The sequence below is a fragment of the uncultured Escherichia sp. genome (assembly GCF_948475835.1).
Classification (GTDB): domain Bacteria; phylum Pseudomonadota; class Gammaproteobacteria; order Enterobacterales; family Enterobacteriaceae; genus ECMA0423.
The window spans coordinates 1-26896 of record NZ_CAOLGM010000055.1; the positions used below are offsets into that span (position 1 = coordinate 1).

The following is a 26896-nucleotide window of genomic DNA, read 5'->3' on the forward strand; positions in this document are numbered from 1 at the left end:
ACGGTGCACCTTGCTGATAGGCGGCGATATGGGCAGTTAACGCCAGTACCGAAGGGGAAGAAAGCCCATCACGTCCTTTCAGTGCCGATAAATAGGCATCACGGCTGCTGCTATTTTCTATAATCCCGTAAGCACCGGTCAGCGCGGGAATATTGAAACTTTTCGAGCCCGACGTCAGCAACGCCCAGTCTCCCCGCGCCACATTACTCCAGGGAATATGCGGCTGCTCGCCCCAGACCATATCCATATGGATTTCATCGGAAATAACCCGCACACCATGACGCTCGCACAGGTCAGCCATGATCTCCAGCTCATCGCACGTCCACACTTTCCCGGTAGGATTCTGTGGGCTACACAGGAGCATAATTTTACATTCTGGTTTCGCCAACACGGCTTCCAGCTTGCCCATATCGCAAAACCAGTCGTCAGCCTGCTTCTCTAAAGCAACGGGCATTACTGTGCGCTGGTTACCTTCAATGGCCTTGTAAAATGCGTCATAGGCGGGCGTGTGGATCACCACGCCTTCACCTGTTTCAGACCACTGACGAATCAGTTCTGAAACCATATAGATGACAGAAGGGCCATACACCACCGTCTGCGTATCAATTGCGGTGTAATGCTGGGTGGAAAACCAGTGGGCAATAGCCGCGAGAAACTCATCGTTTTTCCAGCGGCTGTAGCCAAATACGCCGTGCATCAGGCGCTGATTCAGCGCCTCGATAATGCAGGGGGCAGTGGCAAAATCCATGTCTGAAATCGTGAACGGTAACAGGTCAGCAGTGCCGAAACGGTCAGCGACATAATCCCACTGTGTACACCATGTGCCATGACGATCCACGACCTTTGAAAAATCGAACATATCTTATCCTTATGCCCGGACAGTATGCATCAGACCGGCCATTTCATCTTTTACTGACTGAACTTGTGGCCCGATAACAACCTGCAGGTTATGTTGATTAAGTTGTACTACGCCAATTGCCCGATTGTCCTTCAGTGCCTGCACATTAACAAGCGACATATCTTTCACAGACAAACGCAGACGGGTAATGCAGTTATCGAGGCTGACAATATTGTCGGCACCGCCTAATGCTTCGAGGATTGCAGGAACGTTGTAACCTGATTTACCCGGCGCACCGGCAACGGCTTTTTCGATTGAGCTGGCAACTTCGCTATCGCGCCCCGGGGTTTTCAGATTGAAGCGGGTGATAGCGAAACGGAAGATGACGTAGTAAACGACAAACCAGATTGCCGCCACCACTGGCACCATGTACCACTTGGTTGACAGACCATGCAAAATACCGAACACCACGAAGTCGATGATATTGCCGTCGGTATTACCGATGGTGACGCCGAGCACAGACATGACAGTGAAGCCGAGGCCGGTTAACAGCGCGTGGATGACATACAGAACTGGCGCCACGAACAGGAACAGGAATTCCAGCGGTTCGGTCGTGCCGCCAACGACACAGGCGATCAGGCCAGAAATCAGCAGACCTTTAATTTTATGGCGATTTTCCGGGCGCGCGCAGTGATACATAGCTAACGCTGCACCTGGCAGACCGCCGAGAAACGCAGGCATTTTACCTTGCGAAAGGAAACGCGTGGCGCTTTCAGAAAAACCGTGAGTGGTCGGGCAACTCAATTGCGCCTGGAAGATGGTCAGTGCGCCGCTGACGGTTTGACCGCAGACTTCCTGCGTGCCGCCTGCGTCGGTAAAGCGAATTAATGCCACCAGAATGTGATGCAGACCAAACGGCAACAGCAGACGTTCACCGGTACCAAACAGCATCGGTCCGAAATCACCCGCGCTGTTTATCATATGGCCCAAGCCGCTAATACCCATGGCGAAAATCGGCCAGACTAATGGAATCACCAGGCCGATAAGGCCCATCACCAGCGAGGAGATAATTGGTACGAAGCGCGTACCGCCGAAGAATGCCAGCGCATCCGGCAGGCGGATATTATGGAAACGCTCATGCAGCATCCAGACGATAATACCGGCGATCACCGCACCGAGGATCCCGGTATCGATCGACTGGATCCCAAGAATGCTCTGGATGTTATTGGCTTTCAGAACCGCGGCATCCGTGGTTGGCAGAATGCCTTTATTGGTCAACCAGAAGTTTACCGCGAGGTTCATTACCGCATAACCGACGAAGCCAGCGAATGCCGCTACGCCTTTATTTTCGCGTGCCAGGCCCAGCGGGATGGCGATACAGAACATGACAGGCAGGAAACTAAAAGCAAACGAGCCAATCTTACTCATCCAGGTAAAGATAGCCTGCAACACGGGGTTGCCCAGGACCGGGATCAGGGTTATGACATCATGGCTGCTAAGAGAACTACCAATGCCGAGCATAATGCCGCAGAACGACAATAATGCCACGGGTAACATGAAGGTTTTGCCTAACTGCTGGAAGAACTCCCACAGCGTGACTTTCGGTGCTGTTTTCGCCGTCATAAAACGACTCCTCGTAGAGAACAATCTGGATTCAGTAAATTGCGCGAGAAGATAAAACGTTTTATCAAATTTTAGTGAGGCATAAATCACATTACGCAACGATAATAGCGGGTATAAGATAAATAAAAGGTAAAACGTTTTATCTGTCACATAATCAGGGAGTAGGTCATCTGCATGGCTACCGCCAAAAAAATAACCATTCATGATGTTGCGCTGGCTGCGGGCGTGTCGGTAAGTACCGTTTCGCTGGTGCTTAGTGGCAAAGGGCGAATCTCTACCGCCACAGGAGAACGCGTTAACGCCGCCATTGAAGAGCTGGGATTTGTGCGCAATCGCCAGGCGTCGGCGCTGCGCGGCGGGCAAAGCGGCGTCATTGGTTTGATCGTCCGTGATTTATCTGCGCCGTTTTACGCCGAATTGACGGCCGGATTGACGGAAGCTCTGGAAGCGCAGGGACGGATGGTTTTTTTGCTTCACGGCGGTAAAGACGGCGAGCAGCTGGCACAGCGGTTTTCACTGTTACTGAATCAGGGTGTGGATGGTGTGGTAATTGCCGGGGCTGCAGGAAGCAGCGATGACCTGCGACGGATGGCAGAAGAAAAAGCTATCCCGGTGATTTTCGCTTCCCGTGCCAGTTATCTTGATGATGTTGATACGGTTCGCCCGGACAACATGCAGGCTGCACAGTTGTTGACGGAGCATCTCATTCGCAATGGGCATCAGCGGATCGCCTGGCTGGGAGGGCAAAGTTCCTCATTAACCCGTGCAGAACGGGTGGGGGGCTATTGTGCAACTCTACTAAAATTTGGCCTGCCGTTTCATAGCGATTGGGTGTTGGAGTGCACTTCCAGCCAGAAGCAAGCCGCGGAAGCTATCACGGCGCTTTTACGTCATAACCCGACCATCAGTGCCGTGGTTTGCTATAACGAAACTATTGCGATGGGGGCATGGTTTGGTTTGCTCAAAGCAGGGCGGCAAAGCGGGGAAAGCGGAGTCGATCGTTACTTTGAGCAACAGGTTTCGCTGGCGGCATTTACCGATGCGACACCAACCACACTTGATGATATACCTGTTACCTGGGCCAGCACGCCAGCGCGGGAACTTGGTATCACACTTGCGGATCGCATGATGCAAAAAATCACCCATGAAGAGACGCATTCACGCAATCTTATTATTCCCGCCCGGCTCATTGCGGCGAAATAATCCTCTCTTTATCTGCTATACCTGGTAGTGTCCTTTCCTCAAGGTTAATGATAAAAAATGTGGCACACAGGCGGTGCCTTTTATTTTTACTGAAGTTCACAGGAGGTTTATGTGTTTAATTCTGACAACCTGAGACTCGACGGAAAATGCGCCATCATCACAGGTGCGGGTGCAGGTATTGGTAAAGAAATCGCCATTACATTCGCGACAGCTGGCGCATCTGTGGTGGTCAGTGATATTAACGCCGACGCAGCTAACCATGTTGTAGACGAAATTCAACAACTGGGTGGTCAGGCATTTGCCTGCCGTTGTGATATTACTTCCGAACAGGAACTCTCTGCACTGGCAGACTTTGCCGTCAGTAAGCTGGGTAAAGTTGATATCCTGGTTAACAACGCCGGTGGCGGTGGTCCTAAACCGTTTGATATGCCAATGGCAGATTTTCGCCGTGCTTATGAACTGAATGTGTTTTCTTTTTTCCATCTGTCACAACTTGTTGCGCCAGAAATGGAAAAAAATGGCGGTGGCGTTATTCTGACCATCACTTCTATGGCGGCAGAAAATAAAAATATAAACATGACTTCCTATGCATCATCTAAAGCTGCGGCCAGTCATCTGGTCAGAAATATGGCATTTGACCTGGGTGAAAAAAATATTCGGGTGAATGGCATTGCGCCGGGGGCAATATTAACCGATGCCCTGAAATCCGTTATTACACCAGAAATTGAACAAAAAATGTTACAGCACACGCCGATCAGACGTCTGGGCCAACCGCAAGATATTGCTAACGCGGCGCTGTTCCTTTGCTCGCCTGCAGCCAGCTGGGTAAGCGGACAAATTCTCACCGTCTCCGGTGGTGGGGTACAGGAGCTCAATTAATACACTAACGAACCGGTAAACAGCCGTATGTGTTGTTTACCGGGATAGCGTGTGCAATTCATCAACGTCTCTGCTAAACAACTGGCAGCCAAATCACGGCTATTGGTTAACCAATAGCTGGATGAAAAGCATACGAATAGAGTGTGCCTTCGCACTATTCAACAGCAATGATAGGCGCTCACCTGACAACGCGGTAAACTAGTTATTCACGCTAACTATAATGGTTTAATGATGGATAACATGCAGACTGAAGCACAACCGACACGGACCCGGATCCTCAATGCTGCCAGAGAGATTTTTTCAGAAAATGGATTTCACAGTGCCTCGATGAAAGCCATCTGTAAATCCTGCGCCATTAGTCCCGGGACGCTCTATCACCATTTCATCTCCAAAGAAGCCTTGATTCAGGCGATTATCTTACAGGACCAGGAGAGGGCGCTGGCCCGTTTCCGGGAACCGATTGAAGGGATTCATTTTGTTGACTATATGGTCGAGTCTATTGTCTCTCTCACCCATGAAGCCTTTGGGCAACGGGCGCTGGTGGTCGAAATTATGGCGGAAGGGATGCGTAACCCACAGGTCGCCGCCATGCTTAAAAATAAGCATATGACGATCACTGAATTTGTTGCCCAGCGGATGCGTGATGCCCAGCAAAAAGGCGAGATAAGCCCAGACATCAACACGTCAATGACTTCACGTTTACTGCTGGATCTGACCTACGGTGTACTGGCCGATATCGAAGCGGAAGATCTGGCGCGTGAAGCGTCGTTTGCTCAGGGATTACGCGCGATGATTGGCGGTATCTTAACCGCATCCTGATCCTCTCATTTCGCGGGCTGGTGATAACTGTGCCCGCGTTTCATACTTTAATTTCCCTGTACAAAATACAATCTAGCCGGGATCGGAGAATTCCCCCCCAAAAATATTCACCGTAGCCATATGTCATGAGAGTTTATCGTTCCCAATATACTCGAACGAACGTTCGGTTGCTTATTTTATGGCTTCTGTCAACGCCGTTTTAAAGATTAATGCGATCAATATCACGCTGTGGGTATTGCAGTTTTTGGTTTTTTGATCGCGGTGTCAGTTCTTTTTATTTCCATTTCTCTTCCATGGGTTTCTCACAGATAACTGTGTGCAACACAGAATTGGTTAACTAATCAGATTAAAGGTTGACCAGTATTTTTATCTTAATGAGGAGTCCCTTATGTTACGTCCTGTAGAAACCCCAACCCGTGAAATCAAAAAACTCGACGGCCTGTGGGCATTCAGTCTGGATCGCGAAAACTGTGGAATTGATCAGCGTTGGTGGGAAAGCGCGTTACAAGAAAGCCGGGCAATTGCTGTGCCAGGCAGTTTTAACGATCAGTTCGCCGATGCAGATATTCGTAATTATGCGGGCAACGTCTGGTATCAGCGCGAAGTCTTTATACCGAAAGGTTGGGCAGGCCAGCGTATCGTGCTGCGTTTCGATGCGGTCACTCATTACGGCAAAGTGTGGGTCAATAATCAGGAAGTGATGGAGCATCAGGGCGGCTATACGCCATTTGAAGCCGATGTCACGCCGTATGTTATTGCCGGGAAAAGTGTACGTATCACCGTTTGTGTGAACAACGAACTGAACTGGCAGACTATCCCGCCGGGAATGGTGATTACCGACGAAAACGGCAAGAAAAAGCAGTCTTACTTCCATGATTTCTTTAACTATGCCGGGATCCATCGCAGCGTAATGCTCTACACCACGCCGAACACCTGGGTGGACGATATCACCGTGGTGACGCATGTCGCGCAAGACTGTAACCACGCGTCTGTTGACTGGCAGGTGGTGGCCAATGGTGATGTCAGCGTTGAACTGCGTGATGCGGATCAACAGGTGGTTGCAACTGGACAAGGCACTAGCGGGACTTTGCAAGTGGTGAATCCGCACCTCTGGCAACCGGGTGAAGGTTATCTCTATGAACTGTGCGTCACAGCCAAAAGCCAGACAGAGTGTGATATCTACCCGCTTCGCGTCGGCATCCGGTCAGTGGCAGTGAAGGGCGAACAGTTCCTGATTAACCACAAACCGTTCTACTTTACTGGCTTTGGTCGTCATGAAGATGCGGACTTGCGTGGCAAAGGATTCGATAACGTGCTGATGGTGCACGACCACGCATTAATGGACTGGATTGGGGCCAACTCCTACCGTACCTCGCATTACCCTTACGCTGAAGAGATGCTCGACTGGGCAGATGAACATGGCATCGTGGTGATTGATGAAACTGCTGCTGTCGGCTTTAACCTCTCTTTAGGCATTGGTTTCGAAGCGGGCAACAAGCCGAAAGAACTGTACAGCGAAGAGGCAGTCAACGGGGAAACTCAGCAAGCGCACTTACAGGCGATTAAAGAGCTGATAGCGCGTGACAAAAACCACCCAAGCGTGGTGATGTGGAGTATTGCCAACGAACCGGATACCCGTCCGCAAGGTGCACGGGAATATTTCGCGCCACTGGCGGAAGCAACGCGTAAACTCGACCCGACGCGTCCGATCACCTGCGTCAATGTAATGTTCTGCGACGCTCACACCGATACCATCAGCGATCTCTTTGATGTGCTGTGCCTGAACCGTTATTACGGATGGTATGTCCAAAGCGGCGATTTGGAAACGGCAGAGAAGGTACTGGAAAAAGAACTTCTGGCCTGGCAGGAGAAACTGCATCAGCCGATTATCATCACCGAATACGGCGTGGATACGTTAGCCGGGCTGCACTCAATGTACACCGACATGTGGAGTGAAGAGTATCAGTGTGCATGGCTGGATATGTATCACCGCGTCTTTGATCGCGTCAGCGCCGTCGTCGGTGAACAGGTATGGAATTTCGCCGATTTTGCGACCTCGCAAGGCATATTGCGCGTTGGCGGTAACAAGAAAGGGATCTTCACTCGCGACCGCAAACCGAAGTCGGCGGCTTTTCTGCTGCAAAAACGCTGGACTGGCATGAACTTCGGTGAAAAACCGCAGCAGGGAGGCAAACAATGAATCAACAACTCTCCTGGCGCACCATCGTCGGCTACAGCCTCGGTGACGTCGCCAATAACTTCGCCTTCGCAATGGGGGCGCTCTTCCTATTGAGTTACTACACCGACGTCGCTGGCGTCGGTGCCGCTGCGGCGGGCACCATGCTGTTACTGGTGCGGGTATTCGATGCCTTCGCCGACGTCTTTGCCGGACGAGTGGTGGACAGTGTGAATACCCGCTGGGGAAAATTCCGCCCGTTTTTACTCTTCGGTACTGCGCCGTTAATGATCTTCAGCGTGCTGGTATTCTGGGTACCGACCGACTGGAGCCATAGCAGCAAAGTAGTGTATGCATATTTGACCTACATGGGCCTCGGGCTTTGCTACAGCCTGGTGAATATTCCTTATGGTTCACTTGCTACCGCGATGACCCAACAACCACAATCCCGCGCCCGTCTGGGCGCGGCTCGCGGGATTGCCGCTTCATTAACCTTTGTCTGCCTGGCATTTCTGATAGGACCGAGCATTAAGAACTCCAGCCCGGAAGAGATGGTGTCGGTATACCATTTCTGGACGATTGTGCTGGCGATTGCCGGAATGGTGCTTTACTTCATCTGCTTCAAATCGACGCGTGAGAATGTGGTACGTATCGTGGCGCAGCCGTCATTGAAGATCAGTCTGCAAACCCTGAAACGGAATCGCCCGCTGTTTATGTTGTGCATCGGTGCGCTGTGTGTGCTGATTTCGACCTTCGCGGTCAGCGCCTCGTCGTTGTTCTACGTGCGCTATGTGTTAAATGATACCGGGCTGTTCACTGTGCTGGTACTGGTGCAAAACCTGGTTGGTACTGTGGCATCGGCACCGCTGGTGCCGGGGATGGTCGCGAGGATCGGTAAAAAGAATACCTTCCTGATTGGCGCTTTGCTGGGAACCTGCGGTTATCTGCTATTCTTCTGGGTTTCCGTCTGGTCACTGCCGGTGGCGTTGGTTGCGTTGGCCATCGCTTCAATTGGTCAGGGCGTTACTATGACTGTGATGTGGGCACTGGAAGCTGATACCGTAGAATACGGTGAATACCTGACCGGCGTGCGAATTGAAGGGCTCACCTATTCACTATTCTCATTTACCCGTAAATGCGGTCAGGCAATCGGAGGTTCAATTCCTGCCTTTATTTTGGGATTAAGCGGATATATCGCCAATCAGGTGCAAACGCCGGAAGTTATTATGGGCATCCGCACATCAATTGCCTTAGTACCTTGCGGATTTATGCTACTGGCATTCGTTATTATCTGGTTTTATCCGCTCACGGATAAAAAATTCAAAGAAATCGTGGTTGAAATTGATAATCGTAAAAAAGTGCAGCAGCAATTAATCAGCGATATCACTAATTAATATTCAATAAAAATAATCAGAACATCAAAGGTGCAACTATGAGAAAAATAGTGGCCATGGCCGTTATTTGCCTGACGGCTGCCTCTGGCCTTACCTCTGCTTATGCGGCGCAACTGGCTGACGATGAAGCGGGACTACGCATCAGACTGAAAAACGAATTGCGCAGGGCGGATAAGCCCAGTGCTGGCGCGGGAAGAGATATTTACGCATGGGTACAGGGAGGATTGCTCGATTTCAATAGTGGTTATTATTCCAATATTATTGGCGTTGAAGGCGGGGCATATTATGTTTATAAATTAGGTGCTCGTGCTGATATGAGTACCCGGTGGTATCTTGATGGTGATAAAAGTTTTGGCTTTGCCCTGGGGGCAGTAAAAATAAAACCCAGTGAAAATAGCCTGCTTAAATTAGGTCGCTTCGGGACGGATTATAGTTATGGTAGCTTACCTTATCGTATTCCGTTAATGGCTGGCAGTTCGCAACGTACATTACCGACAGTTTCTGAAGGAGCATTAGGTTATTGGGCTTTAACACCAAATATTGATCTGTGGGGAATGTGGCGTTCACGAGTATTTTTATGGACTGATTCAACAACCGGTATTCGTGATGAAGGGGTGTATAACAGCCAGACGGGAAAATACGATAAACATCGCGCACGTTCTTTTTTAGCCGCCAGTTGGCATGATGATACCAGTCGCTATTCTCTGGGGGCATCGGTACAGAAAGATGTTTCCAATCAGATACAAAGTATTCTCGAGAAAAGCATACCGCTCGACCCGAATTATACGTTGAAAGGGGAGTTGCTCGGCTTTTACGCGCAGCTCGAAGGTTTAAGTCGTAATACCAGCCAGCCCAATGAAACGGCGTTGGTTAGTGGACAAGTGACCTGGAATGCGCCGTGGGGAAGCGTATTTGGCAGTGGTGGTTATTTGCGCCATGCAATGAATGGTGCCGTGGTGGATACCGACATTGGCTATCCCTTTTCATTAAGTCTTGATCGTAACCGTGAAGGAATGCAGTCCTGGCAATTGGGCGTCAACTATCGTTTAACGCCGCAATTTACACTGACATTTGCACCGATTGTGACTCGCGGCTATGAATCCAGTAAACGAGATGTGCGGATTGAAGGCGCGGGTATCTTAGGTGGTATGAACTATCGGGTCAGCGAAGGGCCGTTACAAGGGATGAATTTCTTTCTTGCTGCCGATAAAGGGCGGGAAAAGCGCGATGGCAGTACGCTGGGCGATCGCCTGAATTACTGGGATGTGAAAATGAGTATTCAGTATGACTTTATGCTGAAGTAAAAAATAACGCCGGAGAGAAAAATCTCCGGCGTTTTGTCTGTGAATTACTGCTGCGGAATAGCGGGTACGACCGGAACATTTAATGCCGGCATTGCAAACATACCAACGAAATCTTCCAGTGGCATTTTCTGCCCGTTTAACGTTATCTGACCGTTAGTATATTGCAGGCTGGTGGTGATGGTATTGTCCTGCAAGGTGGTCAGACGGAACATCTGCCCCATTGCTGATGCACCTTCAACTTGCTGTTTCGCCAGTTTTTTCGCTTGATCTTCCTGATAACCTTCCAGCTTCGCTACCTGAGTCATAAACTCAGTTGCCATATCCACCGGAATGGTCAGTTTCGCATCCAGAGATTTAACCGAACGATCTACTTCCTGCGCCAGCGTTTGCGGCGCTTCTTTAGTCGTTGCCGGATCTTTCAGGAACAGCGACAGATTCAGCGCACTTTCACCCTGACTGTTTTTCCAGCTTAGCGGCGCGATAGTAATCACCGGATCGCCTTTCAACATCAGCGGCAGGGCGCTAAAGAAGGCTTCCGTCACTTTCTCCTGATAAAGTTCGGGATTGTTGGCAATTTCTGGCTGTGCCAGCAGCGCCTGAGTTTGCGCGTTATATTGCTGGCTAAACTGATGCCAGGCTTCACCATCAATCTGGCCGACTTTTAAAGTCAGCTTGCCGCTGCCCAGATCCTGATTCTGTACCTTCAGGCTGTTTAGCGAGTAATCCAGTTGGCTATTGATCGTTTTACCGTCATTGACCAGATCCGATTTACCGCTGATCTCCATGCCTTCCAGCAGTGCCAGTTCTTTGCCTTCCACTGAAATGGTCATTTTTTCCAGTGACAGTTTTTGGTTTCCTACGCGCTCACCAAAACTTGCCAGCGTGCTGGAACCGTCGGTTTTCAGATTATTAAAGGTCAACTGCACTTTCTGGTTGTATTCGTTAACTGCGTCTATCCGACCACTTTGCGCCTCCCCGGAAAGGGAGATGGCTTTGCCGTCTCTGTCAGCATTTAACTGGAACTCGCCGCCGCTAAAGGCGACTTTTTCATCCTTTTGCTCGTAATTCAGTGGCTTGAGCGAAATATCGGAACTGGAATCACCGCTGTAACCAATGCGCGAGTTAATCTCAAAAGGCGTTTCACCTTTTGCCATATCAAACAGTGGTTTGCTTACTTCGTTATTAACCAGCGTGGTTTGAATTGATGCCATCGACGGGATCAGGTTCAGTTTTTTAAGCTGGGCAAGCGGGAAGGGACCATGATCAACCGATTCGTTGAAGATGACGCTCTGACCGCTTTTAATCCACGGATTTTCTTTCCCGGCAATGGGTTTCACCAACAGTTGCAACTGGCTGCTGAATACGCCGCGATGATAGTTTTGATAACTCACTTCCAGGTTGGATTCAGGAGCGGTCAGTTTGAGTTGCGCGTTCGCCTGCGCGACCATGTCTTCGAGATGGGTTTCAATCTTCTTGCCTGTATACCATGCGCCGCCTGTCCAGACTACGCCTAGCGCAACAATGACGCCTACCGCTACCAGCGATTTATTCATAATGATTATCCATAAAATGAAATCAGGCGGACTGGCCGCCTGAAGGTGTTATAAGCCTTTAATAAGCTTAGCAAGAGATGTTAATTTTTTCAGTAAGCTCTTACAGCTTGTTGTAAACACGCGCTAAACGGCCGTGGCCTTTGACAGTCACCGGTGATTCGTTGGCGGCAATAAACGCTGATTCACCCGGTTTAAGCTGTAACTGCTGAGAACCTTTCCACAACGTTGCATCGCCTTCGACGCAGAACAAAATGGCGGCACTCTGCTGGCTAATGGTGGTTTCTTTATCACTAAGGTCATGCAGCGAGAAGGCAAAATCATCCACTGGAATCGGGAAGTCCAGTTCTGCACCTTGTTTCACCGGCTGGGTCAACAACTGGTTAGCCGGTTTGGCTTCGAATTTCACATTGGCAACCAGTTCCGGAATATCAATGTACTTAGGCGTCAGACCCGCACGCAGCACGTTATCGGAGTTCGCCATCACTTCCAGCGCCACGCCTTGCAGGTAAGCGTGCGGTGTTTCAGCGAACAGGAACATCGCTTCGCCAGGATTCAATTTCACCACATTCAGTAACAGCGGGGAGAACAGGCCGCTGTCTTCCGGGTAAAATTCAGAAATTAAACGAATCGTTTGCCACGGTTCACCCTGCTGACTGTCTAGCGCCGATTTTAAAATCGCCAGCGCGCGGGATTTTTCTTCACCCTGCATATTCAACAGGCTGGCGAACAGTTCGCTTAAACGTTCGGCATTAGGCTGTTGTAAAAAGTGAGCAATTGCCGGATGTGCACCTGCGACTGGCTGGAGTAGGGAGACAATCTCGGAAAACTCACGAAACGCGTTCATCGCAAGGAAAGGCGTCAGCGCAAAAACCAGCTCCGGCTTGTGGTTAGGATCTTTATAGTTACGCTCGGCGGCATCCATCGGGATACCTGCGGCATTTTCTTTGGCAAAACCGATTTCAGAATTGCGTTTGTTTGGATGAACCTGAATGGAGAGCGGCTGTGCTGCGCATAATACTTTGAACAGGAAAGGCAGTTCGCCAAAGCGTTTGGCAACGGCCTCTCCGAGCAGAGTCGATTTATTACTCTCAATCACATCACGCAGTGAAACGATATCTCCGGCGGCATTCTGCACCCGTGAACTGCTTTTCGGATGTGCGCCCATCCACAGCTCGGCCATCGGCTGGCTGGACGGATTTTCCATACCATAAAGTTCAGTCAACGCCGTTTTGCTGCCCCAGGCATAGTTTTGCACTGAGTTAATGAGTTTTTGCATGATCAATCCCTGTTTTAATGTGGAAATTAATCCCGCTATTAAAGCAAGAATCCTACGGGAAGTAACCTGGAGCCGCAAAAAGTCGTACTAGTCTCAGTTTTTGTTAAAAAAGTGTGTAGGATATTGTTACTCGCTTTTAACAGGGCAACGGAACACCCGCCCAGAGCATAACCAAACCAGGCAGTAAGTGAGAGAACAATGTCAAACAAACCCTTTCATTATCAGGCTCCTTTTCCACTCAAAAAAGATGATACTGAGTATTACCTGCTAACCAGCGAACACGTTAGCGTATCTGAATTTGAAGGGCAGGAGATTTTGAAAGTCGCACCCGAAGCGTTAACTCTGTTGGCGCGTCAGGCATTTCATGATGCGTCATTTATGCTGCGTCCGGCTCACCAACAACAGGTGGCCGACATTCTGCGTGACCCGGAAGCCAGCGAAAATGATAAATATGTGGCGCTGCAATTCCTGCGCAACTCCGACATCGCGGCGAAAGGTGTTCTGCCAACCTGTCAGGATACCGGCACTGCGATTATTGTTGGTAAAAAAGGGCAGCGTGTATGGACCGGTGGCTGTGATGAAGCGGCGCTGGCGCGCGGTGTCTATAACACTTATATCGAAGATAATTTGCGCTACTCGCAAAACGCGCCGCTGGATATGTATAAAGAGGTGAATACCGGCACCAATCTGCCAGCGCAGATCGATCTTTATGCCGTTGATGGCGACGAGTACAAATTCCTCTGTATCGCCAAAGGTGGTGGTTCGGCAAACAAGACGTATCTCTATCAGGAAACCAAAGCGTTACTAACGCCGGGGAAACTGAAAAATTACCTGGTTGAGAAGATGCGCACGCTGGGTACGGCGGCCTGTCCTCCGTATCATATTGCGTTCGTAATTGGTGGAACTTCTGCAGAAACTAACCTTAAAACAGTGAAACTGGCTTCCGCTAAATACTATGACGAACTGCCAACGGAAGGGAATGAGCACGGTCAGGCATTCCGCGATGTGGAACTGGAAAAAGAATTGCTGATCGAAGCGCAAAATCTCGGTCTGGGTGCGCAGTTTGGTGGTAAATACTTCGCTCACGACATACGCGTGATTCGCCTGCCACGTCACGGCGCATCCTGTCCGGTTGGTATGGGTGTTTCCTGCTCTGCTGACCGTAATATCAAAGCGAAGATCAACCGTCAGGGGATCTGGATCGAAAAACTGGAACATAATCCAGGTAAATATATCCCTGAAGAGCTGCGTAAAGCGGGAGAAGGCGAAGCGGTGCGCGTTGACCTTAACCGTCCGATGAAAGAGATCCTCGCACAGTTGTCGCAGTATCCCGTTTCTACACGCTTATCGCTTAACGGCACGATTATCGTCGGTCGTGATATTGCTCACGCCAAACTGAAAGAGCGGATGGATAACGGTGAAGGGCTGCCGCAGTACATTAAAGATCATCCGATTTACTACGCGGGTCCGGCCAAAACGCCGGAAGGTTATGCCTCCGGTTCTCTTGGCCCAACGACCGCCGGACGGATGGATTCTTATGTCGATCAACTGCAAGCGCAGGGCGGAAGTATGATCATGCTGGCGAAAGGCAACCGCAGCCAGCAGGTGACGGATGCCTGTAAAAAACACGGCGGCTTCTACCTTGGCAGTATCGGTGGTCCGGCCGCTGTATTGGCGCAGGGAAGTATTAAGAGCCTGGAATGTGTTGAATATCCGGAACTGGGAATGGAAGCCATCTGGAAAATTGAAGTGGAAGATTTCCCGGCGTTTATCCTTGTGGATGATAAAGGAAATGACTTCTTCCAGCAGATACAACTCACACAGTGCACTCGCTGTGTGAAATAAACAGAGCCGCCCTTCGGGGCGGTTTTTTTACATGGCACGAAAGACCAAACATTTGTTATCAAATAGTAAATAATAAGCGAGCTAAAAGTTGCTTAACGAAAGCAAAACAGAAAGAAAAAATTAAACAGGTGAGGAGCAGGCCATGAATACAGTACGCAGCGAAAAAGATTCGATGGGGGCGATTGATGTCCCGGCAGATAAGCTGTGGGGCGCACAAACTCAACGCTCGCTGGAGCATTTCCGCATTTCGACGGAGAAAATGCCCACCTCACTGATTCATGCGCTGGCGCTAACCAAGCGCGCAGCGGCAAAAGTTAATGAAGATTTAGGCTTGTTGTCTGAAGAGAAAGCGAGCGCCATTCGGCAGGCGGCGGATGAAGTACTGGCAGGACAGCATGACGACGAATTCCCGCTGGCTATCTGGCAGACCGGCTCCGGCACGCAAAGTAACATGAACATGAACGAAGTGCTGGCTAACCGGGCCAGTGAATTACTCGGCGGCGTGCGCGGGATGGAACGTAAAGTTCACCCTAACGACGACGTGAACAAAAGCCAAAGTTCCAACGATGTCTTTCCGACGGCGATGCACGTTGCGGCGCTGCTGGCGCTGCGCAAGCAACTCATTCCGCAGCTTAAAACCCTGACACAGACGCTGAGTGAAAAATCCCGTGCATTTGCCGATATCGTCAAAATCGGTCGAACCCACTTGCAGGACGCCACGCCGCTAACACTAGGGCAGGAGATTTCCGGCTGGGTAGCGATGCTCGAGCATAATCTCAAACATATCGAATACAGCCTGCCTCACGTAGCGGAACTGGCTCTTGGCGGTACAGCGGTGGGTACTGGACTAAATACCCATCCGGAGTATGCGCGTCGCGTAGCAGATGAACTGGCAGTCATTACCTGTGCACCGTTTGTTACCGCGCCGAACAAATTTGAAGCGCTTGCGACCTGTGATGCCCTGGTTCAGGCGCACGGCGCGTTGAAAGGGTTGGCTGCGTCACTGATGAAAATCGCCAATGATGTCCGCTGGCTGGCCTCTGGCCCGCGCTGCGGAATTGGTGAAATCTCAATCCCGGAAAATGAGCCGGGCAGCTCAATCATGCCGGGGAAAGTGAATCCAACACAGTGTGAGGCATTAACCATGCTCTGCTGTCAGGTGATGGGGAACGACGTGGCGATCAACATGGGGGGCGCTTCCGGTAACTTTGAACTGAACGTCTTCCGTCCAATGGTGATCCACAATTTCCTGCAATCGGTGCGCTTGCTGGCAGATGGCATGGAAAGTTTTAACAAACACTGCGCAGTGGGTATTGAACCGAATCGTGAGCGAATCAATCAATTACTCAATGAATCGCTGATGCTGGTGACTGCGCTTAACACCCACATTGGTTATGACAAAGCCGCGGAGATCGCCAAAAAAGCGCATAAAGAAGGGCTGACCTTAAAAGCTGCGGCCCTTGCGCTGGGGTATCTTAGCGAAGCCGAGTTTGACAGCTGGGTACGGCCAGAACAGATGGTCGGCAGTATGAAAGCCGGGCGTTAATCTGCAACATACAGGTGCAGCCGTGGAATGATCAAACGAAGCGGCTGCGCCTGTGGTTTATAACGGTGCTGCACATTGTCGGCATCGTAATTTAACAACTCACCAACGTCCGGCACGCCCGCGCCATTATCCCGATTAATCAGTGCAATCAGTGGTGTAGGGCAGGCGTGTTGGACTTGTTTTTGATCTCCTTTGTACCAGACGCGGGCAATCGGCTGCACCTTCACCGGACGTTTGATTTTTAACTTCGCGTTCTGTGGCAGGGCAGCGATATCCTGATACTCTCGCTCCAGTTTTCTTTGCCACTCCTCGCGCGTCCACGGTGCGACACTGCGTGGTGATTTCAGGCTTTTTTCCAGCTGTGCCAGGACTTCATCACGATGCAAATTCTTAATGATATGTTTATTAGCCCAACCAAAGCGTAAAGTGGCGGGGTCGTGCAGAACGGTGAGCGTGCGGTAAGCATTAAGGGTGATCAGCCCCGGCAAATGACGATGCACCCATTCAAAACGTGCCGCGGTGGGGAGTTCTGATTCAACCGTGACGATATGCTCGAACGTGGTCTTGAGTTTATTGATGTGCTGAATATGACTGACCAACGCTGCTTGCGAAAGGTTATCGACCTGGTAACACAACACGCCAGGCAGACGGACAGCGGCCTTGCTGCTGCGATTTTCGGACTGTTGTTGAATAAATAAATGGCGGAAATGACGCAACGCCAGCGACTGCGCGTCGTTGCCGAGATGTTGTTTTACCTCAATACGATTAAGCGGATTATGCTCATCCTCTTTTTTTACCTCCGGCAAAGAGAACACGCGGGCAACCAATAGCTTGTGTTGCTCAAGATGAGCGGCAAATGCAGCCAGCTCTTGTTCCATCTGGCGAAAGGTAGTGTTGAGTCGGTCTACGAGATCGTAACGCGCCATAATATTAACCACTTTAGTTACAACATACTTATTTTATAGCACAGTCGTGGTGACTTGACCATCGTGCGCGTAGTGTCAGGCAGAGGTAAATTGCGGGATGTTATGCCATAACGGCCAGCTAAACGAGAAGCGAGCACCACCCAGTTCGCTGGTGTCACAATTAACCGTACCGCCCATTGCCAGTGCTATAGAGTGGACAATTGCCAGCCCCAGCCCGCAGCCGCCGGTTGAGCGATCCCGGCTGGGATCGAGGCGAACAAAAGGTTCAAAGATATGTTCGCGGTTTTCTGGGGCAATCCCTGGGCCATCATCCTCAACAATTAATGTCGCTCTATTCCCCGACAGTAGCAGGCTGGTTTCAACCGTTGAATGGCAGTACCGCAGGGCGTTATTGAGCAAATTATCCAGCACGCGCTCCATTAAGCGCATATCCAACGCCGCATAATGGCCTTGCGCGAGCGTTTTAATCCGTACCGTTTTATCGGGCGTTACTGCCTGAATGTCTGCCAGATGCGTTGACAGCCACAACGGCAGGTCTGGTTCGCTAAGATGAAGCTCGTTTTGTGGGCGATCGAGTCGGGCATAAGTCAGCAGCTCTTCAATTAAAGCTTCAAGTTGACTGATATCACGATTCAACGCCTGGGATTCGGCGGCGCTCAGGTTATCGCTCATCTCCAGTCGATAACGCAGGCGCACTAACGGTGTTCGCAGTTCGTGAGCGATACCGTCAATAAGCTGTTTTTTGCTGGCAATCAAGGCGTTGATATTGTCCGCCATCTGGTTAAATGCGATACCAAGTCGTTCAAAGCTCGAACCCTCATCAAAGTGGATACGCTCATTGAGATGCCCATCGCCAAATCGTTGCGCCGCTGCTTCCAGTTTTAACATATCCTGCCAGTGCGGACGCATCCAGATAAACACCGGAAAGGCGAGGGAAATAGCAATAAAAGCGATCAGGGCGATATCCAGCAATCGCATCTGATGGAGATAATAAAGATAAGGAACAGGACCAACTGCCAGCACGTAGTGGCTGCGCGGGATACGCTGCAAAAACGTGTACTGATCGTCCAGGGCGACAATTTCGCCGCCACGCAGTCGGTGCATGGAAATATCATCAAGATGGTATTTACTCAGTGGCTCGACACGCAGATCGAAAGAGAGATTTAAATCCATCTCTTTCAGCGTCTTACCCCAGTCGTGTGGGGGGATCTCACGCAATTCGCTGCGCATCAGATACAGCGAACTGTTCATCAAATCATCCAGCGACTGTTTGCCCGCGCGTTCGGCGGTAAATTTGTACACCAGCCCAACCAGCAGAGACATCACAAGGAAGCAGACAAACAATAACAGGTAAAACTGGATAAACAGTTTTTTCATCGCTTATTCCCATGCATGAGGCGCAAAAAGATAGCCTTTGTTACGCACAGTTTTAATGCGATAAGGTTCTGCGGCGTTATCGAGCAGTTTTTTTCTTAACCGCGAAATAGCCACGTCCACGCTACGATCCAGTCCGTCATAACTGACGCCGCGTAAATTTTTCAGCAATGCATCGCGGTCCATGATTTGCCCGGCATGGGTAGCTAATTCCCACAATAATTCGAAATCAGCTGTCGAGAGCGAGATTTCAGTGTTAGCCAGGGTGACTACGCGGTTGATGGGATCGATGGTCAACGTGCCGAAATGCAGGGCTTTGTAGGGAGTCAGAGACGTTTCCTGAAGACCTTTGGTCAGTGTGGCTTGCTCATTCTGACGCAAATGCAAACGTAAACGCGCTAGCAAAACAGCAGGGGGCGTCGTTTTGAGAATATAGTCGCAGGCACCCATTTCCAGTGCCAGGATGTGGTTCATATCGCTATCGAGAGAGGTTAGAAGAACAATCGGTCCAGACCACTTTGCGCGTAAATCACGACAAATGGTCATGCCGTCCTTGCCTGGTAGCATGATGTCGAGTAACACCAAATCCGGACTTTCTCGCAAAATGGTTTCTTCGGCCTGGTCGCCGCGCGGTTCTACGGTAACCTGCATATCATGTTTTGCCAGGTACGCGGCAATCAGTGAACCGACTTCCGCATCATCTTCCACAAATACGATAGTGTTCATAACATTCACGGTAGATATAAAAACGTCACAATACACCGCGCTGTTTTTACTTACTATCAATCGTTTCTAAACAAGTTTTCATCAGGTATTCTACTGATGACTTGTTATGGAAGTGTTAAGGTAAAAAGATGGGGCTGGTAATCAAAGCCGCGCTCGGTGCGCTGGTAGTGCTGTTGATTGGTGTTTTAGCAAAAACGAAAAATTATTATATCGCCGGGCTGATTCCACTTTTCCCGACCTTTGCGCTTATCGCGCATTATATTGTTGCCAGCGAACGCGGCATTGAAGCCTTACGCGCAACCATCATTTTTAGTATGTGGTCGATTATTCCCTATTTTGTTTACCTGGTGTCGCTGTGGTATTTCACCGGAATGATGCGCTTGCCCGCCGCTTTTGTTGGTTCTGTTGCGTGTTGGGGGATAAGCGCATGGGTGTTGATTATATGCTGGATAAAGCTGCATTAACGCAGATGACGACCGCCATCAAGTGGGAAACTGCGTCCGGTGACAAAGCAGCTGGTAAGTAAGTAATCGACCAGGTCGATCACTTCTTTCTCGCCAGGCGCGGTTTTCATCAGTGATTTATTCAGCGCCTGTTGTCGATATTCGGCATCATCATGTTCATTAAACAGGATCAGCGATGGCGCAATAGAATTCACTTTCACTTCCGGTGCCAGCTTGCGGGCAAACGAGCGGGTCATATTATCCAGTGCCGCTTTGCTTGCAGCATACGCAACATGTTTGTCGCTACCGCGCTCCACCACATAATCGGTAAAGTGAATGATATCGCTGGCGGCGTGTCCGTGCCCACGCAGTAATCTTTCCAGCGCATGGTTGAGCAGGTATGGGGTATTAACGTGGATCTGCATCATGCAAGCCAGTACGTCGGCCAGTGGTGTACCTGGTTTTTCCGCCATCCACGCACTGGCGTTATGCAAAATAGCACGCAGACCATGGGTGCTTTTTAGTACTTCATCGGCAAACGCCATCACACCGTCGTTGGTCGAAAAATCAGCCTGAATACACTGCGCACCTGCCTTAATCAGTCCATCAATGGCTGGATAGTGCGTCCGATAGCTGACAATCACCGGTTGCTTTTGATTAATGAAATGCCAGGCGAGGGCGAGGCCGATGCGACGACCTCCGCCAGTAATTAATATTGGCAAGGGCTGGGCTTTACCCATCGTTATCTCCTTTGCTATCCAACGATGGGATGAACGTTATCCCACCAGCATCCAGGTCGCCGGAACTGAGGCAATTAACAGCATGCCAATCAGCACCATTTCCTGACGGTTCAGTACATTATCATGTGTATGCGTTTTGCGCGCATACAGGAAAACCAGCAGCCCCGGCGCATACAGAACAACGGATAACAGCAAGTGCATTGGACCAGAGGCATACAATAACCATAAGCCATAAATGCAGGCACCGACACCTACCGCTTTATGCAGTGGACGGGTTGCGATTTTCAGCAAGAACGCGCCGACCAGGAAATAGGGCACCAGAATCATTTCTGAGGCGATGGTCAGCAACGTGTTGTAATCGGAACCGGTCAGCCAGATGAGTACCAGACAAATTTGCACGCAGATGTTGGTCAACCACAGCGAGGCGGATGGCGCAGCTTGTGCGTTCTGGCGCGCAAAAATGCGTGGGAATGCTTTATGAGTGGCAGCCAGGAACGGAACTTCTGCCGCCATGATGGTCCAGCTTAAGTACGCGCCGCAAACGGAAACGATCAAACCGGCAGCGATGATGATTTCGCCCCATGGTCCCATCATTTCCACCATCAGACCGGCCATTGACGGGTTACGAATTTCAGCCAGTTCAGGACGTGCCACCACGCCCAGCGAAAGCAGCGTTACCAGCAAGTAAACGCCCAGAGCGGAGAGAACCGCCAGCAGTGTCGCTTTGCCAACATCACGTTTATTACGCGCACGCGCAGAAACAACCACGGCACCTTCCACACCAATGAAAACCCACAGGGTGATCAGCATGGTGTTTTTCACCTGTTCCCACACGGGTACGCCAAGTGCAAGTCCGGTGAAGTCGAGCTTGAAGGTATCCAGTTTGAACATCATCATCGCCAGCACAACAAACAGACCCAGCGGCAACAATTTTGCCAGTGTCGCCACCAGGTTAATGCTGGCAGCGGTTTGCACCCCGCGCAGGATCAAAAAGTGAACAATCCACAATAAAGCCGATGCACCGACTATCGATTGCCAGGTATTACCATCGCCGAACAGGCGCAATTCCGGCGTGTCCGTAAAAAAGCTTAACGCGGAAAAAACGATCACCAGATAGGAGACGTTGGCGATGACTGCGCACAGCCAGTATCCCCATGCGGAACAAAAGCCGATTAGCTCGCCAAACCCTTCGCGGGCATAGGTAAAGATACCGCCGTCAAGTTCGGGACGAATGCGCGTGAGGATCAGCATGGCAAAGGCCAGCAATAAAATGCCAGCGCCAGTAATACCCCAGCCGATGAGCAGTGCTGCCGGGCTGGCAACTGCCGCCATATTTTGCGGCAGACTGAAAACACCCGCGCCCAGCATTGAGCTTAATACCAGCGCGGTGAGTGCGCTCAGTCCCAGTTTCTTTTCCATCGATATCCAGTGATTAAAACGTGATAAGAAGAATAAATATTAGGGCAAAACGCATAAAAATGGAGTTTGCCACTGAAGCGCGGGATTTTACGAAGAGATGTGTCTGCATGCAATGGTCGCGGGGAAATTTGTGACTAAAAATGCGAAAGGCGGCATCAAGCCGCCTTATAGGAGTAACTGAATAGTTATTTATACAGATCTGCGCTGACGGTCAGGTTATTACCACGTTCCTGCCACTGGCGGGTGATGTGGTAATACTTAGCACCTTTCTTCGCGGCACGTTTCGCAACCTGATAGGAGACTTCGGTCATGTTGCCGTAGTTGCCAGAGAATTTGATGCTGTCGAACGGGACCATCATCGCTGCTGTCGCTTTGTTCAGTTCTTCGACTTTAGTGCCGTCAGGAAGCGTGACAGTGTAACGTCCGCCTTTTGATGACTGGGTTTCAAAGAAACGACCGACTTCAGAACTTGGTGATGCGGTAGTCGCAACACCTGGGATCTCAACTTTCTTCGCGGCTTCGCCACCGGCAGCCAGAGCTGCACGTCCTGCTTCGGAATCTGCCGGGATCACATCCGGGCTCTGGACGATACGTTTCTTAGCATCTTTTTTATAGATGAATGCAGTAATACGCTGGTTGCCGCCCTGGTTGGCATCGATTTGACGAACAATGTAGAAAGAGTAGGCACCTTTCGCTTTTGCTGCTTTGGTGATGGCATCATTGACTTCTGGCTGGCTACGATAGAAGCCCTGGACGGTGACCGTGTCAAACGGTTCAATCAGAACAGCCTGATCTTTCGGCAGTTCGACAACACCGTTAATTACGCGATTACTTGTTTCTTCTGCTTTTTCAGCATCGGCTTTATAGAGGTCAGCGACCACACGCCAGTTACCGCTGTTACCAAAATCAGAAGTGTCGACAACATAAAAAGAGGCGGCACCTTCTTTATCTGCGCGACGAGAAACGGCTTTCACCGCTTCGCCAATAGCATTAAAACGACCGGTAACCACTACACGGTCAAAAGGTTTAACCGCTGCCGCTTGCTCCGGTGTCAGTTCTGTTGCTGCGTTAACGGAGAATGCCGTAGCAGAAAGCAGTGCCGACGCCAGGAGGGTGTTCTTAAGCTTCATAAAAATAATCCTTCGCCTTGCGCAAACCAGGTACTGGTATTGTTATTAACGAGAAACGTGGCTGATTATTGCATTTAAACGGTGTAACTGTCTGCGTCATTTTTCATATCACATTCCTTAAGCCAATTTTAATCCTGCTCAAATGACCGTCTATGCTTAAAAAACAGCCGTATCAGCATCATTACTACTGAAGCAACTGAATTGTATAAGTTAATTTAATGTTAAGTAGTGATTCGTGCCGGGGCGATGTCTCGTTTTACCCGACCGTCGAAGACAATTATCAGTCTTTATCCGGCGTTCTAAGGTGTTTATCCCACTATCACGGCTGAATCGTTAATATTTTGCGAGTTCACGCCGAAATACTGATTTTTGGCGCTAGATCACAGGCATAATTTTCAGTACGTTATAGGGCGTTTGTTACTAATTTATTTTAACGGAGTAACATTTAGCTCGTACATGAGCGGCTTGTGTGGCTCCTGACACAGGCAAACCATCATCAATAAAACCGATGGAAGGGAATATCATGCGAATTGGCATACCAAGAGAACGGTTAACCAATGAAACCCGTGTTGCAGCAACGCCAAAAACAGTGGAACAGCTGCTGAAACTGGGTTTTACCGTCGCGGTAGAGAGCGGCGCGGGTCAACTGGCAAGTTTTGACGATAAAGCGTTTGTGCAAGCGGGCGCTGAAATTGTAGAAGGGAATAGCGTCTGGCAGTCAGAGATCATTCTGAAGGTCAATGCGCCGTTAGATGATGAAATTGCGTTACTGAATCCTGGGACAACGCTGGTGAGTTTTATCTGGCCTGCGCAGAATCCGGAATTAATGCAAAAACTTGCGGAACGTAACGTGACCGTGATGGCGATGGACTCTGTGCCGCGTATCTCACGCGCACAATCGCTGGACGCACTAAGCTCGATGGCGAACATCGCCGGTTATCGCGCCATTGTTGAAGCGGCACATGAATTTGGGCGCTTCTTTACCGGGCAAATTACTGCGGCCGGGAAAGTGCCACCGGCAAAAGTGATGGTGATTGGTGCGGGTGTTGCAGGTCTGGCCGCCATTGGCGCAGCAAACAGTCTCGGCGCGATTGTGCGTGCATTCGACACCCGCCCGGAAGTGAAAGAACAAGTTCAAAGTATGGGCGCGGAATTCCTCGAGCTGGATTTTAAAGAGGAAGCGGGCAGCGGCGATGGCTATGCCAAAGTGATGTCGGACGCGTTCATCAAAGCGGAAATGGAACTCTTTGCCGCCCAGGCAAAAGAGGTCGATATCATTGTCACCACCGCGCTTATTCCAGGCAAACCAGCGCCGAAGCTAATTACCCGTGAAATGGTTGACTCCATGAAGGCGGGCAGTGTGATTGTCGACCTGGCAGCCCAAAACGGTGGCAACTGTGAATACACCGTGCCGGGTGAAATCTTCACTACGGAAAATGGTGTCAAAGTGATTGGTTATACCGATCTTCCGGGCCGTCTGCCTACGCAATCCTCACAGCTTTACGGTACTAACCTCGTTAATCTGCTGAAACTGTTGTGCAAAGAGAAAGACGGCAATATCACTGTTGATTTTGATGATGTGGTGATTCGCGGCGTGACCGTGATCCGTGCGGGCGAAATTACCTGGCCGGCACCGCCGATTCAGGTATCAGCTCAGCCGCAGGCGGCACAAAAAGCGGCACCGGAAGTGAAAACTGAGGAAAAATGTGCCTGCTCACCGTGGCGTAAATACGCATTGATGGCGCTGGCAATCATCCTTTTCGGTTGGCTGGCAAGCGTTGCGCCGAAAGAGTTTCTTGGGCACTTCACCGTTTTCGCGCTGGCCTGCGTTGTCGGTTATTACGTGGTGTGGAATGTATCGCATGCGCTGCATACACCGTTGATGTCGGTCACCAACGCGATTTCAGGGATTATTGTTGTCGGAGCACTGTTGCAGATTGGCCAGGGCGGCTGGGTTAGCTTCCTTAGTTTTATCGCGGTGCTTATAGCCAGCATTAATATTTTCGGTGGCTTCACCGTGACTCAGCGCATGCTGAAAATGTTCCGCAAAAATTAAGGGGTAACATATGTCTGGAGGATTAGTTACAGCTGCATACATTGTTGCCGCGATCCTGTTTATCTTCAGTCTGGCCGGTCTTTCGAAACATGAAACGTCTCGCCAGGGTAACAACTTCGGTATCGCCGGGATGGCGATTGCGTTAATCGCAACCATTTTTGGACCGGATACGGGTAATGTTGGCTGGATCTTGCTGGCGATGGTCATTGGTGGGGCAATTGGTATCCGTCTGGCGAAGAAAGTTGAAATGACCGAAATGCCAGAACTGGTGGCGATCCTGCATAGCTTCGTGGGTCTGGCGGCAGTGCTGGTTGGCTTTAACAGTTATCTGCATCATGACGCGGGAATGGCACCGATTCTGGTCAATATTCACCTGACGGAAGTGTTCCTCGGTATCTTCATCGGGGCGGTAACGTTCACGGGTTCGGTGGTGGCGTTTGGCAAACTGTGTGGCAAGATTTCGTCTAAACCGTTGATGCTGCCAAACCGTCACAAAATGAACCTGGCGGCTCTGGTCGTTTCCTTCCTGCTGCTGATTGTATTTGTTCGCACGGATAGCGTCGGCCTGCAAGTGCTGGCATTGCTGATAATGACCGCCATTGCGCTGGTATTCGGCTGGCATTTAGTCGCCTCCATCGGTGGTGCAGATATGCCAGTGGTGGTGTCGATGCTGAACTCGTACTCCGGCTGGGCGGCTGCGGCTGCGGGCTTTATGCTCAGCAACGACCTGCTGATTGTGACCGGTGCGCTGGTCGGTTCTTCGGGCGCTATCCTTTCTTACATTATGTGTAAGGCGATGAACCGTTCCTTTATCAGCGTTATTGCGGGTGGTTTCGGCACCGACGGCTCTTCTACTGGCGATGATCAGGAAGTGGGCGAGCACCGCGAAATCACCGCAGAAGAGACAGCGGAACTGCTGAAAAACTCCCATTCAGTGATCATTACTCCGGGGTACGGCATGGCAGTCGCGCAGGCGCAATATCCTGTCGCTGAAATTACCGAGAAACTGCGCGCTCGTGGTATCAACGTGCGTTTCGGTATCCACCCGGTTGCGGGGCGTTTGCCTGGACATATGAACGTATTGCTGGCTGAAGCAAAAGTACCGTATGACATCGTGCTGGAAATGGACGAGATCAACGATGACTTTGCTGATACCGATACCGTACTGGTGATTGGTGCTAACGATACGGTTAACCCGGCGGCGCAGGATGATCCGAAGAGTCCTATTGCTGGTATGCCTGTGCTGGAAGTGTGGAAAGCGCAGAACGTGATTGTCTTTAAACGTTCGATGAACACTGGCTATGCTGGTGTGCAAAACCCGCTGTTCTTCAAGGAAAACACCCACATGCTGTTTGGTGACGCCAAAGCCAGCGTGGATGCAATCCTGAAAGCTCTGTAACCCTGACGGCCTCTGCGGAGGCCGTCACTCTTTATTGAGATCGCTTAACAGAACGGCGATGCTTTGACCTCCCGCTGTTTGTTCAAGCGCAATTTTGACAATAATTGTTAACGGCACGGAAAGCAGCATACCCACCGGTCCTAACAACCATCCCCAAAAAATCAACGACAAAAATACCACCAATGTGGAAAGCCCCAGCCCACGTCCCATGATGCGCGGCTCCAGAA

Annotated in this window: 22 protein-coding genes; 11 read left to right on the forward strand and 11 right to left on the reverse strand. The window is 50.4% G+C overall.

Annotated elements, in window-relative coordinates; genetic code table 11:
* Together malY and malX are read right to left on the reverse strand one after the other, a co-directional pair.
* Positions 1–859: bifunctional maltose regulon transcriptional repressor/cystathionine beta-lyase MalY (malY, locus tag QZF50_RS12280; protein WP_290388883.1), on the reverse strand; the 859-nt coding region annotated here is incomplete at its 3' end.
* 9 nt (positions 860–868) lie between these two features.
* Positions 869–2461, reverse strand: coding sequence for a PTS maltose transporter subunit IICB (malX, locus tag QZF50_RS12285; RefSeq protein ID WP_000125593.1), 1593 nt, complete (start codon positions 2459–2461; stop codon positions 869–871).
* A gap of 174 nt (positions 2462–2635) precedes the next feature.
* Between malX and malI the strand changes: the two genes are divergently transcribed.
* The 6 genes from malI to uidC all read left to right on the forward strand — a co-directional run bounded on the left by malI (position 2636) and on the right by uidC (position 10236).
* Positions 2636–3664: a mal regulon transcriptional regulator MalI gene (gene malI, locus QZF50_RS12290; protein ID WP_000179510.1), complete on the forward strand. Its 1029-nt coding sequence runs from the start codon at positions 2636–2638 to the stop codon at positions 3662–3664.
* Positions 3665–3775: 111 nt separating this feature from the next.
* Positions 3776–4543, forward strand: coding sequence for a 7-alpha-hydroxysteroid dehydrogenase (gene hdhA / locus QZF50_RS12295; RefSeq protein ID WP_000483362.1), 768 nt, complete (start codon positions 3776–3778; stop codon positions 4541–4543).
* Positions 4544–4771: 228 nt separating this feature from the next.
* Complete coding sequence (gene uidR, locus QZF50_RS12300) at positions 4772–5362, forward strand: DNA-binding transcriptional regulator UidR (RefSeq protein WP_000969095.1); 591 nt, start codon at positions 4772–4774, stop codon at positions 5360–5362.
* 388 nt (positions 5363–5750) lie between these two features.
* Positions 5751–7562, forward strand: coding sequence for a beta-glucuronidase (gene uidA / locus QZF50_RS12305; RefSeq protein WP_000945878.1), 1812 nt, complete (start codon positions 5751–5753; stop codon positions 7560–7562).
* A complete protein-coding gene (gene uidB, locus QZF50_RS12310; protein WP_001075893.1) occupies positions 7559–8932 on the forward strand; it encodes a glucuronide transporter in 1374 nt (457 codons plus the stop codon). The genes uidA and uidB overlap by 4 nt, the downstream gene beginning before the upstream one ends.
* Positions 8933–8970: 38 nt before the next feature.
* Entirely contained in the window at positions 8971–10236 is a 1266-nt protein-coding gene (uidC, locus tag QZF50_RS12315) for a glucuronide uptake porin UidC (RefSeq protein ID WP_001227031.1), read from the forward strand.
* 44 nt (positions 10237–10280) lie between these two features.
* On the opposite strand, the gene QZF50_RS12320 is transcribed toward uidC, so the two are convergent.
* Complete coding sequence (locus tag QZF50_RS12320) at positions 10281–11789, reverse strand: YdgA family protein (RefSeq protein WP_001043342.1); 1509 nt, start codon at positions 11787–11789, stop codon at positions 10281–10283.
* 100 nt (positions 11790–11889) lie between these two features.
* Entirely contained in the window at positions 11890–13065 is a 1176-nt protein-coding gene (gene manA / locus QZF50_RS12325; RefSeq protein ID WP_001170701.1) for a mannose-6-phosphate isomerase, read from the reverse strand.
* 198 nt (positions 13066–13263) lie between these two features.
* On the opposite strand from manA, the gene fumB reads away from it, so the two are divergent.
* Both fumB and fumC read left to right on the forward strand, forming a co-directional pair.
* Positions 13264–14910: a class I fumarate hydratase gene (gene fumB / locus QZF50_RS12330; protein ID WP_000066628.1), complete on the forward strand. Its 1647-nt coding sequence runs from the start codon at positions 13264–13266 to the stop codon at positions 14908–14910.
* A 142-nt stretch (positions 14911–15052) separates the two neighbouring features.
* Positions 15053–16456 carry a class II fumarate hydratase gene (gene fumC / locus QZF50_RS12335; RefSeq protein WP_001099102.1) on the forward strand — a complete coding sequence of 468 codons (1404 nt, stop codon included), beginning with the start codon at positions 15053–15055 and terminating at the stop codon, positions 16454–16456.
* On the opposite strand, the gene tus is transcribed toward fumC, so the two are convergent.
* From tus to rstA, 3 genes are all read right to left on the reverse strand, one after another.
* A complete protein-coding gene (tus, locus tag QZF50_RS12340; protein WP_001295399.1) occupies positions 16453–17382 on the reverse strand; it encodes a DNA replication terminus site-binding protein in 930 nt (309 codons plus the stop codon). The two genes, fumC and tus, sit on opposite strands and share 4 nt — an antisense overlap.
* Positions 17383–17457: 75 nt before the next feature.
* Positions 17458–18759, reverse strand: coding sequence for a two-component system sensor histidine kinase RstB (gene rstB, locus QZF50_RS12345; RefSeq protein ID WP_000732487.1), 1302 nt, complete (start codon positions 18757–18759; stop codon positions 17458–17460).
* A gap of 3 nt (positions 18760–18762) precedes the next feature.
* Complete coding sequence (gene rstA / locus QZF50_RS12350; protein ID WP_001092519.1) at positions 18763–19482, reverse strand: two-component system response regulator RstA; 720 nt, start codon at positions 19480–19482, stop codon at positions 18763–18765.
* Between the two features lie 128 nt (positions 19483–19610).
* Here rstA and QZF50_RS12355 point away from each other — a divergent pair, with 128 nt between their 5' ends.
* Positions 19611–19946, forward strand: coding sequence for a GlpM family protein (locus tag QZF50_RS12355; protein WP_000524868.1), 336 nt, complete (start codon positions 19611–19613; stop codon positions 19944–19946).
* On the opposite strand, the gene folM is transcribed toward QZF50_RS12355, so the two are convergent.
* From folM to ydgH, 3 genes are all read right to left on the reverse strand, one after another.
* Positions 19943–20665 carry a dihydromonapterin reductase gene (gene folM, locus QZF50_RS12360; protein ID WP_000513673.1) on the reverse strand — a complete coding sequence of 241 codons (723 nt, stop codon included), beginning with the start codon at positions 20663–20665 and terminating at the stop codon, positions 19943–19945. The two genes, QZF50_RS12355 and folM, sit on opposite strands and share 4 nt — an antisense overlap.
* Positions 20666–20701: 36 nt before the next feature.
* Positions 20702–22084, reverse strand: coding sequence for an amino acid permease (locus QZF50_RS12365; protein ID WP_000412379.1), 1383 nt, complete (start codon positions 22082–22084; stop codon positions 20702–20704).
* Between the two features lie 185 nt (positions 22085–22269).
* The gene (gene ydgH, locus QZF50_RS12370) at positions 22270–23214 is read right to left on the reverse strand and encodes a DUF1471 family protein YdgH (protein ID WP_000769322.1); all 945 of its coding nucleotides are present in this window, start codon (positions 23212–23214) and stop codon (positions 22270–22272) included.
* A gap of 523 nt (positions 23215–23737) precedes the next feature.
* Between ydgH and pntA the strand changes: the two genes are divergently transcribed.
* Both pntA and pntB read left to right on the forward strand, forming a co-directional pair.
* A complete protein-coding gene (gene pntA / locus QZF50_RS12375; protein ID WP_001295398.1) occupies positions 23738–25270 on the forward strand; it encodes a Re/Si-specific NAD(P)(+) transhydrogenase subunit alpha in 1533 nt (510 codons plus the stop codon).
* Between the two features lie 10 nt (positions 25271–25280).
* The gene (gene pntB, locus QZF50_RS12380) at positions 25281–26669 is read left to right on the forward strand and encodes a Re/Si-specific NAD(P)(+) transhydrogenase subunit beta (RefSeq protein WP_000014036.1); all 1389 of its coding nucleotides are present in this window, start codon (positions 25281–25283) and stop codon (positions 26667–26669) included.
* 24 nt (positions 26670–26693) lie between these two features.
* Here pntB and QZF50_RS12385 read toward each other — a convergent pair.
* Positions 26694–26896 (reverse strand): AI-2E family transporter (locus tag QZF50_RS12385; RefSeq protein ID WP_077126088.1); only part of this gene is annotated, 203 nt, incomplete at its 5' end.

Coding starts and splice junctions, on each gene's coding strand:
- fumB (WP_000066628.1), top strand. CDS start 13,264: ATGTCAAACAAACCCTTTCATTATCAGGCTCCTTTTCCACTCAAAAAA.
- uidC (WP_001227031.1), top strand. CDS start 8,971: ATGAGAAAAATAGTGGCCATGGCCGTTATTTGCCTGACGGCTGCCTCT.
- pntB (WP_000014036.1), top strand. CDS start 25,281: ATGTCTGGAGGATTAGTTACAGCTGCATACATTGTTGCCGCGATCCTG.
- ydgH (WP_000769322.1), bottom strand. CDS start 23,214: ATGAAGCTTAAGAACACCCTCCTGGCGTCGGCACTGCTTTCTGCTACG.
- pntA (WP_001295398.1), top strand. CDS start 23,738: ATGCGAATTGGCATACCAAGAGAACGGTTAACCAATGAAACCCGTGTT.
- rstA (WP_001092519.1), bottom strand. CDS start 19,482: ATGAACACTATCGTATTTGTGGAAGATGATGCGGAAGTCGGTTCACTG.
- tus (WP_001295399.1), bottom strand. CDS start 17,382: ATGGCGCGTTACGATCTCGTAGACCGACTCAACACTACCTTTCGCCAG.
- fumC (WP_001099102.1), top strand. CDS start 15,053: ATGAATACAGTACGCAGCGAAAAAGATTCGATGGGGGCGATTGATGTC.
- rstB (WP_000732487.1), bottom strand. CDS start 18,759: ATGAAAAAACTGTTTATCCAGTTTTACCTGTTATTGTTTGTCTGCTTC.
- folM (WP_000513673.1), bottom strand. CDS start 20,665: ATGGGTAAAGCCCAGCCCTTGCCAATATTAATTACTGGCGGAGGTCGT.
- malX (WP_000125593.1), bottom strand. CDS start 2,461: ATGACGGCGAAAACAGCACCGAAAGTCACGCTGTGGGAGTTCTTCCAG.
- uidA (WP_000945878.1), top strand. CDS start 5,751: ATGTTACGTCCTGTAGAAACCCCAACCCGTGAAATCAAAAAACTCGAC.
- QZF50_RS12320 (WP_001043342.1), bottom strand. CDS start 11,789: ATGAATAAATCGCTGGTAGCGGTAGGCGTCATTGTTGCGCTAGGCGTA.
- QZF50_RS12365 (WP_000412379.1), bottom strand. CDS start 22,084: ATGGAAAAGAAACTGGGACTGAGCGCACTCACCGCGCTGGTATTAAGC.
- uidR (WP_000969095.1), top strand. CDS start 4,772: ATGATGGATAACATGCAGACTGAAGCACAACCGACACGGACCCGGATC.
- uidB (WP_001075893.1), top strand. CDS start 7,559: ATGAATCAACAACTCTCCTGGCGCACCATCGTCGGCTACAGCCTCGGT.
- malI (WP_000179510.1), top strand. CDS start 2,636: ATGGCTACCGCCAAAAAAATAACCATTCATGATGTTGCGCTGGCTGCG.
- manA (WP_001170701.1), bottom strand. CDS start 13,065: ATGCAAAAACTCATTAACTCAGTGCAAAACTATGCCTGGGGCAGCAAA.
- QZF50_RS12355 (WP_000524868.1), top strand. CDS start 19,611: ATGGGGCTGGTAATCAAAGCCGCGCTCGGTGCGCTGGTAGTGCTGTTG.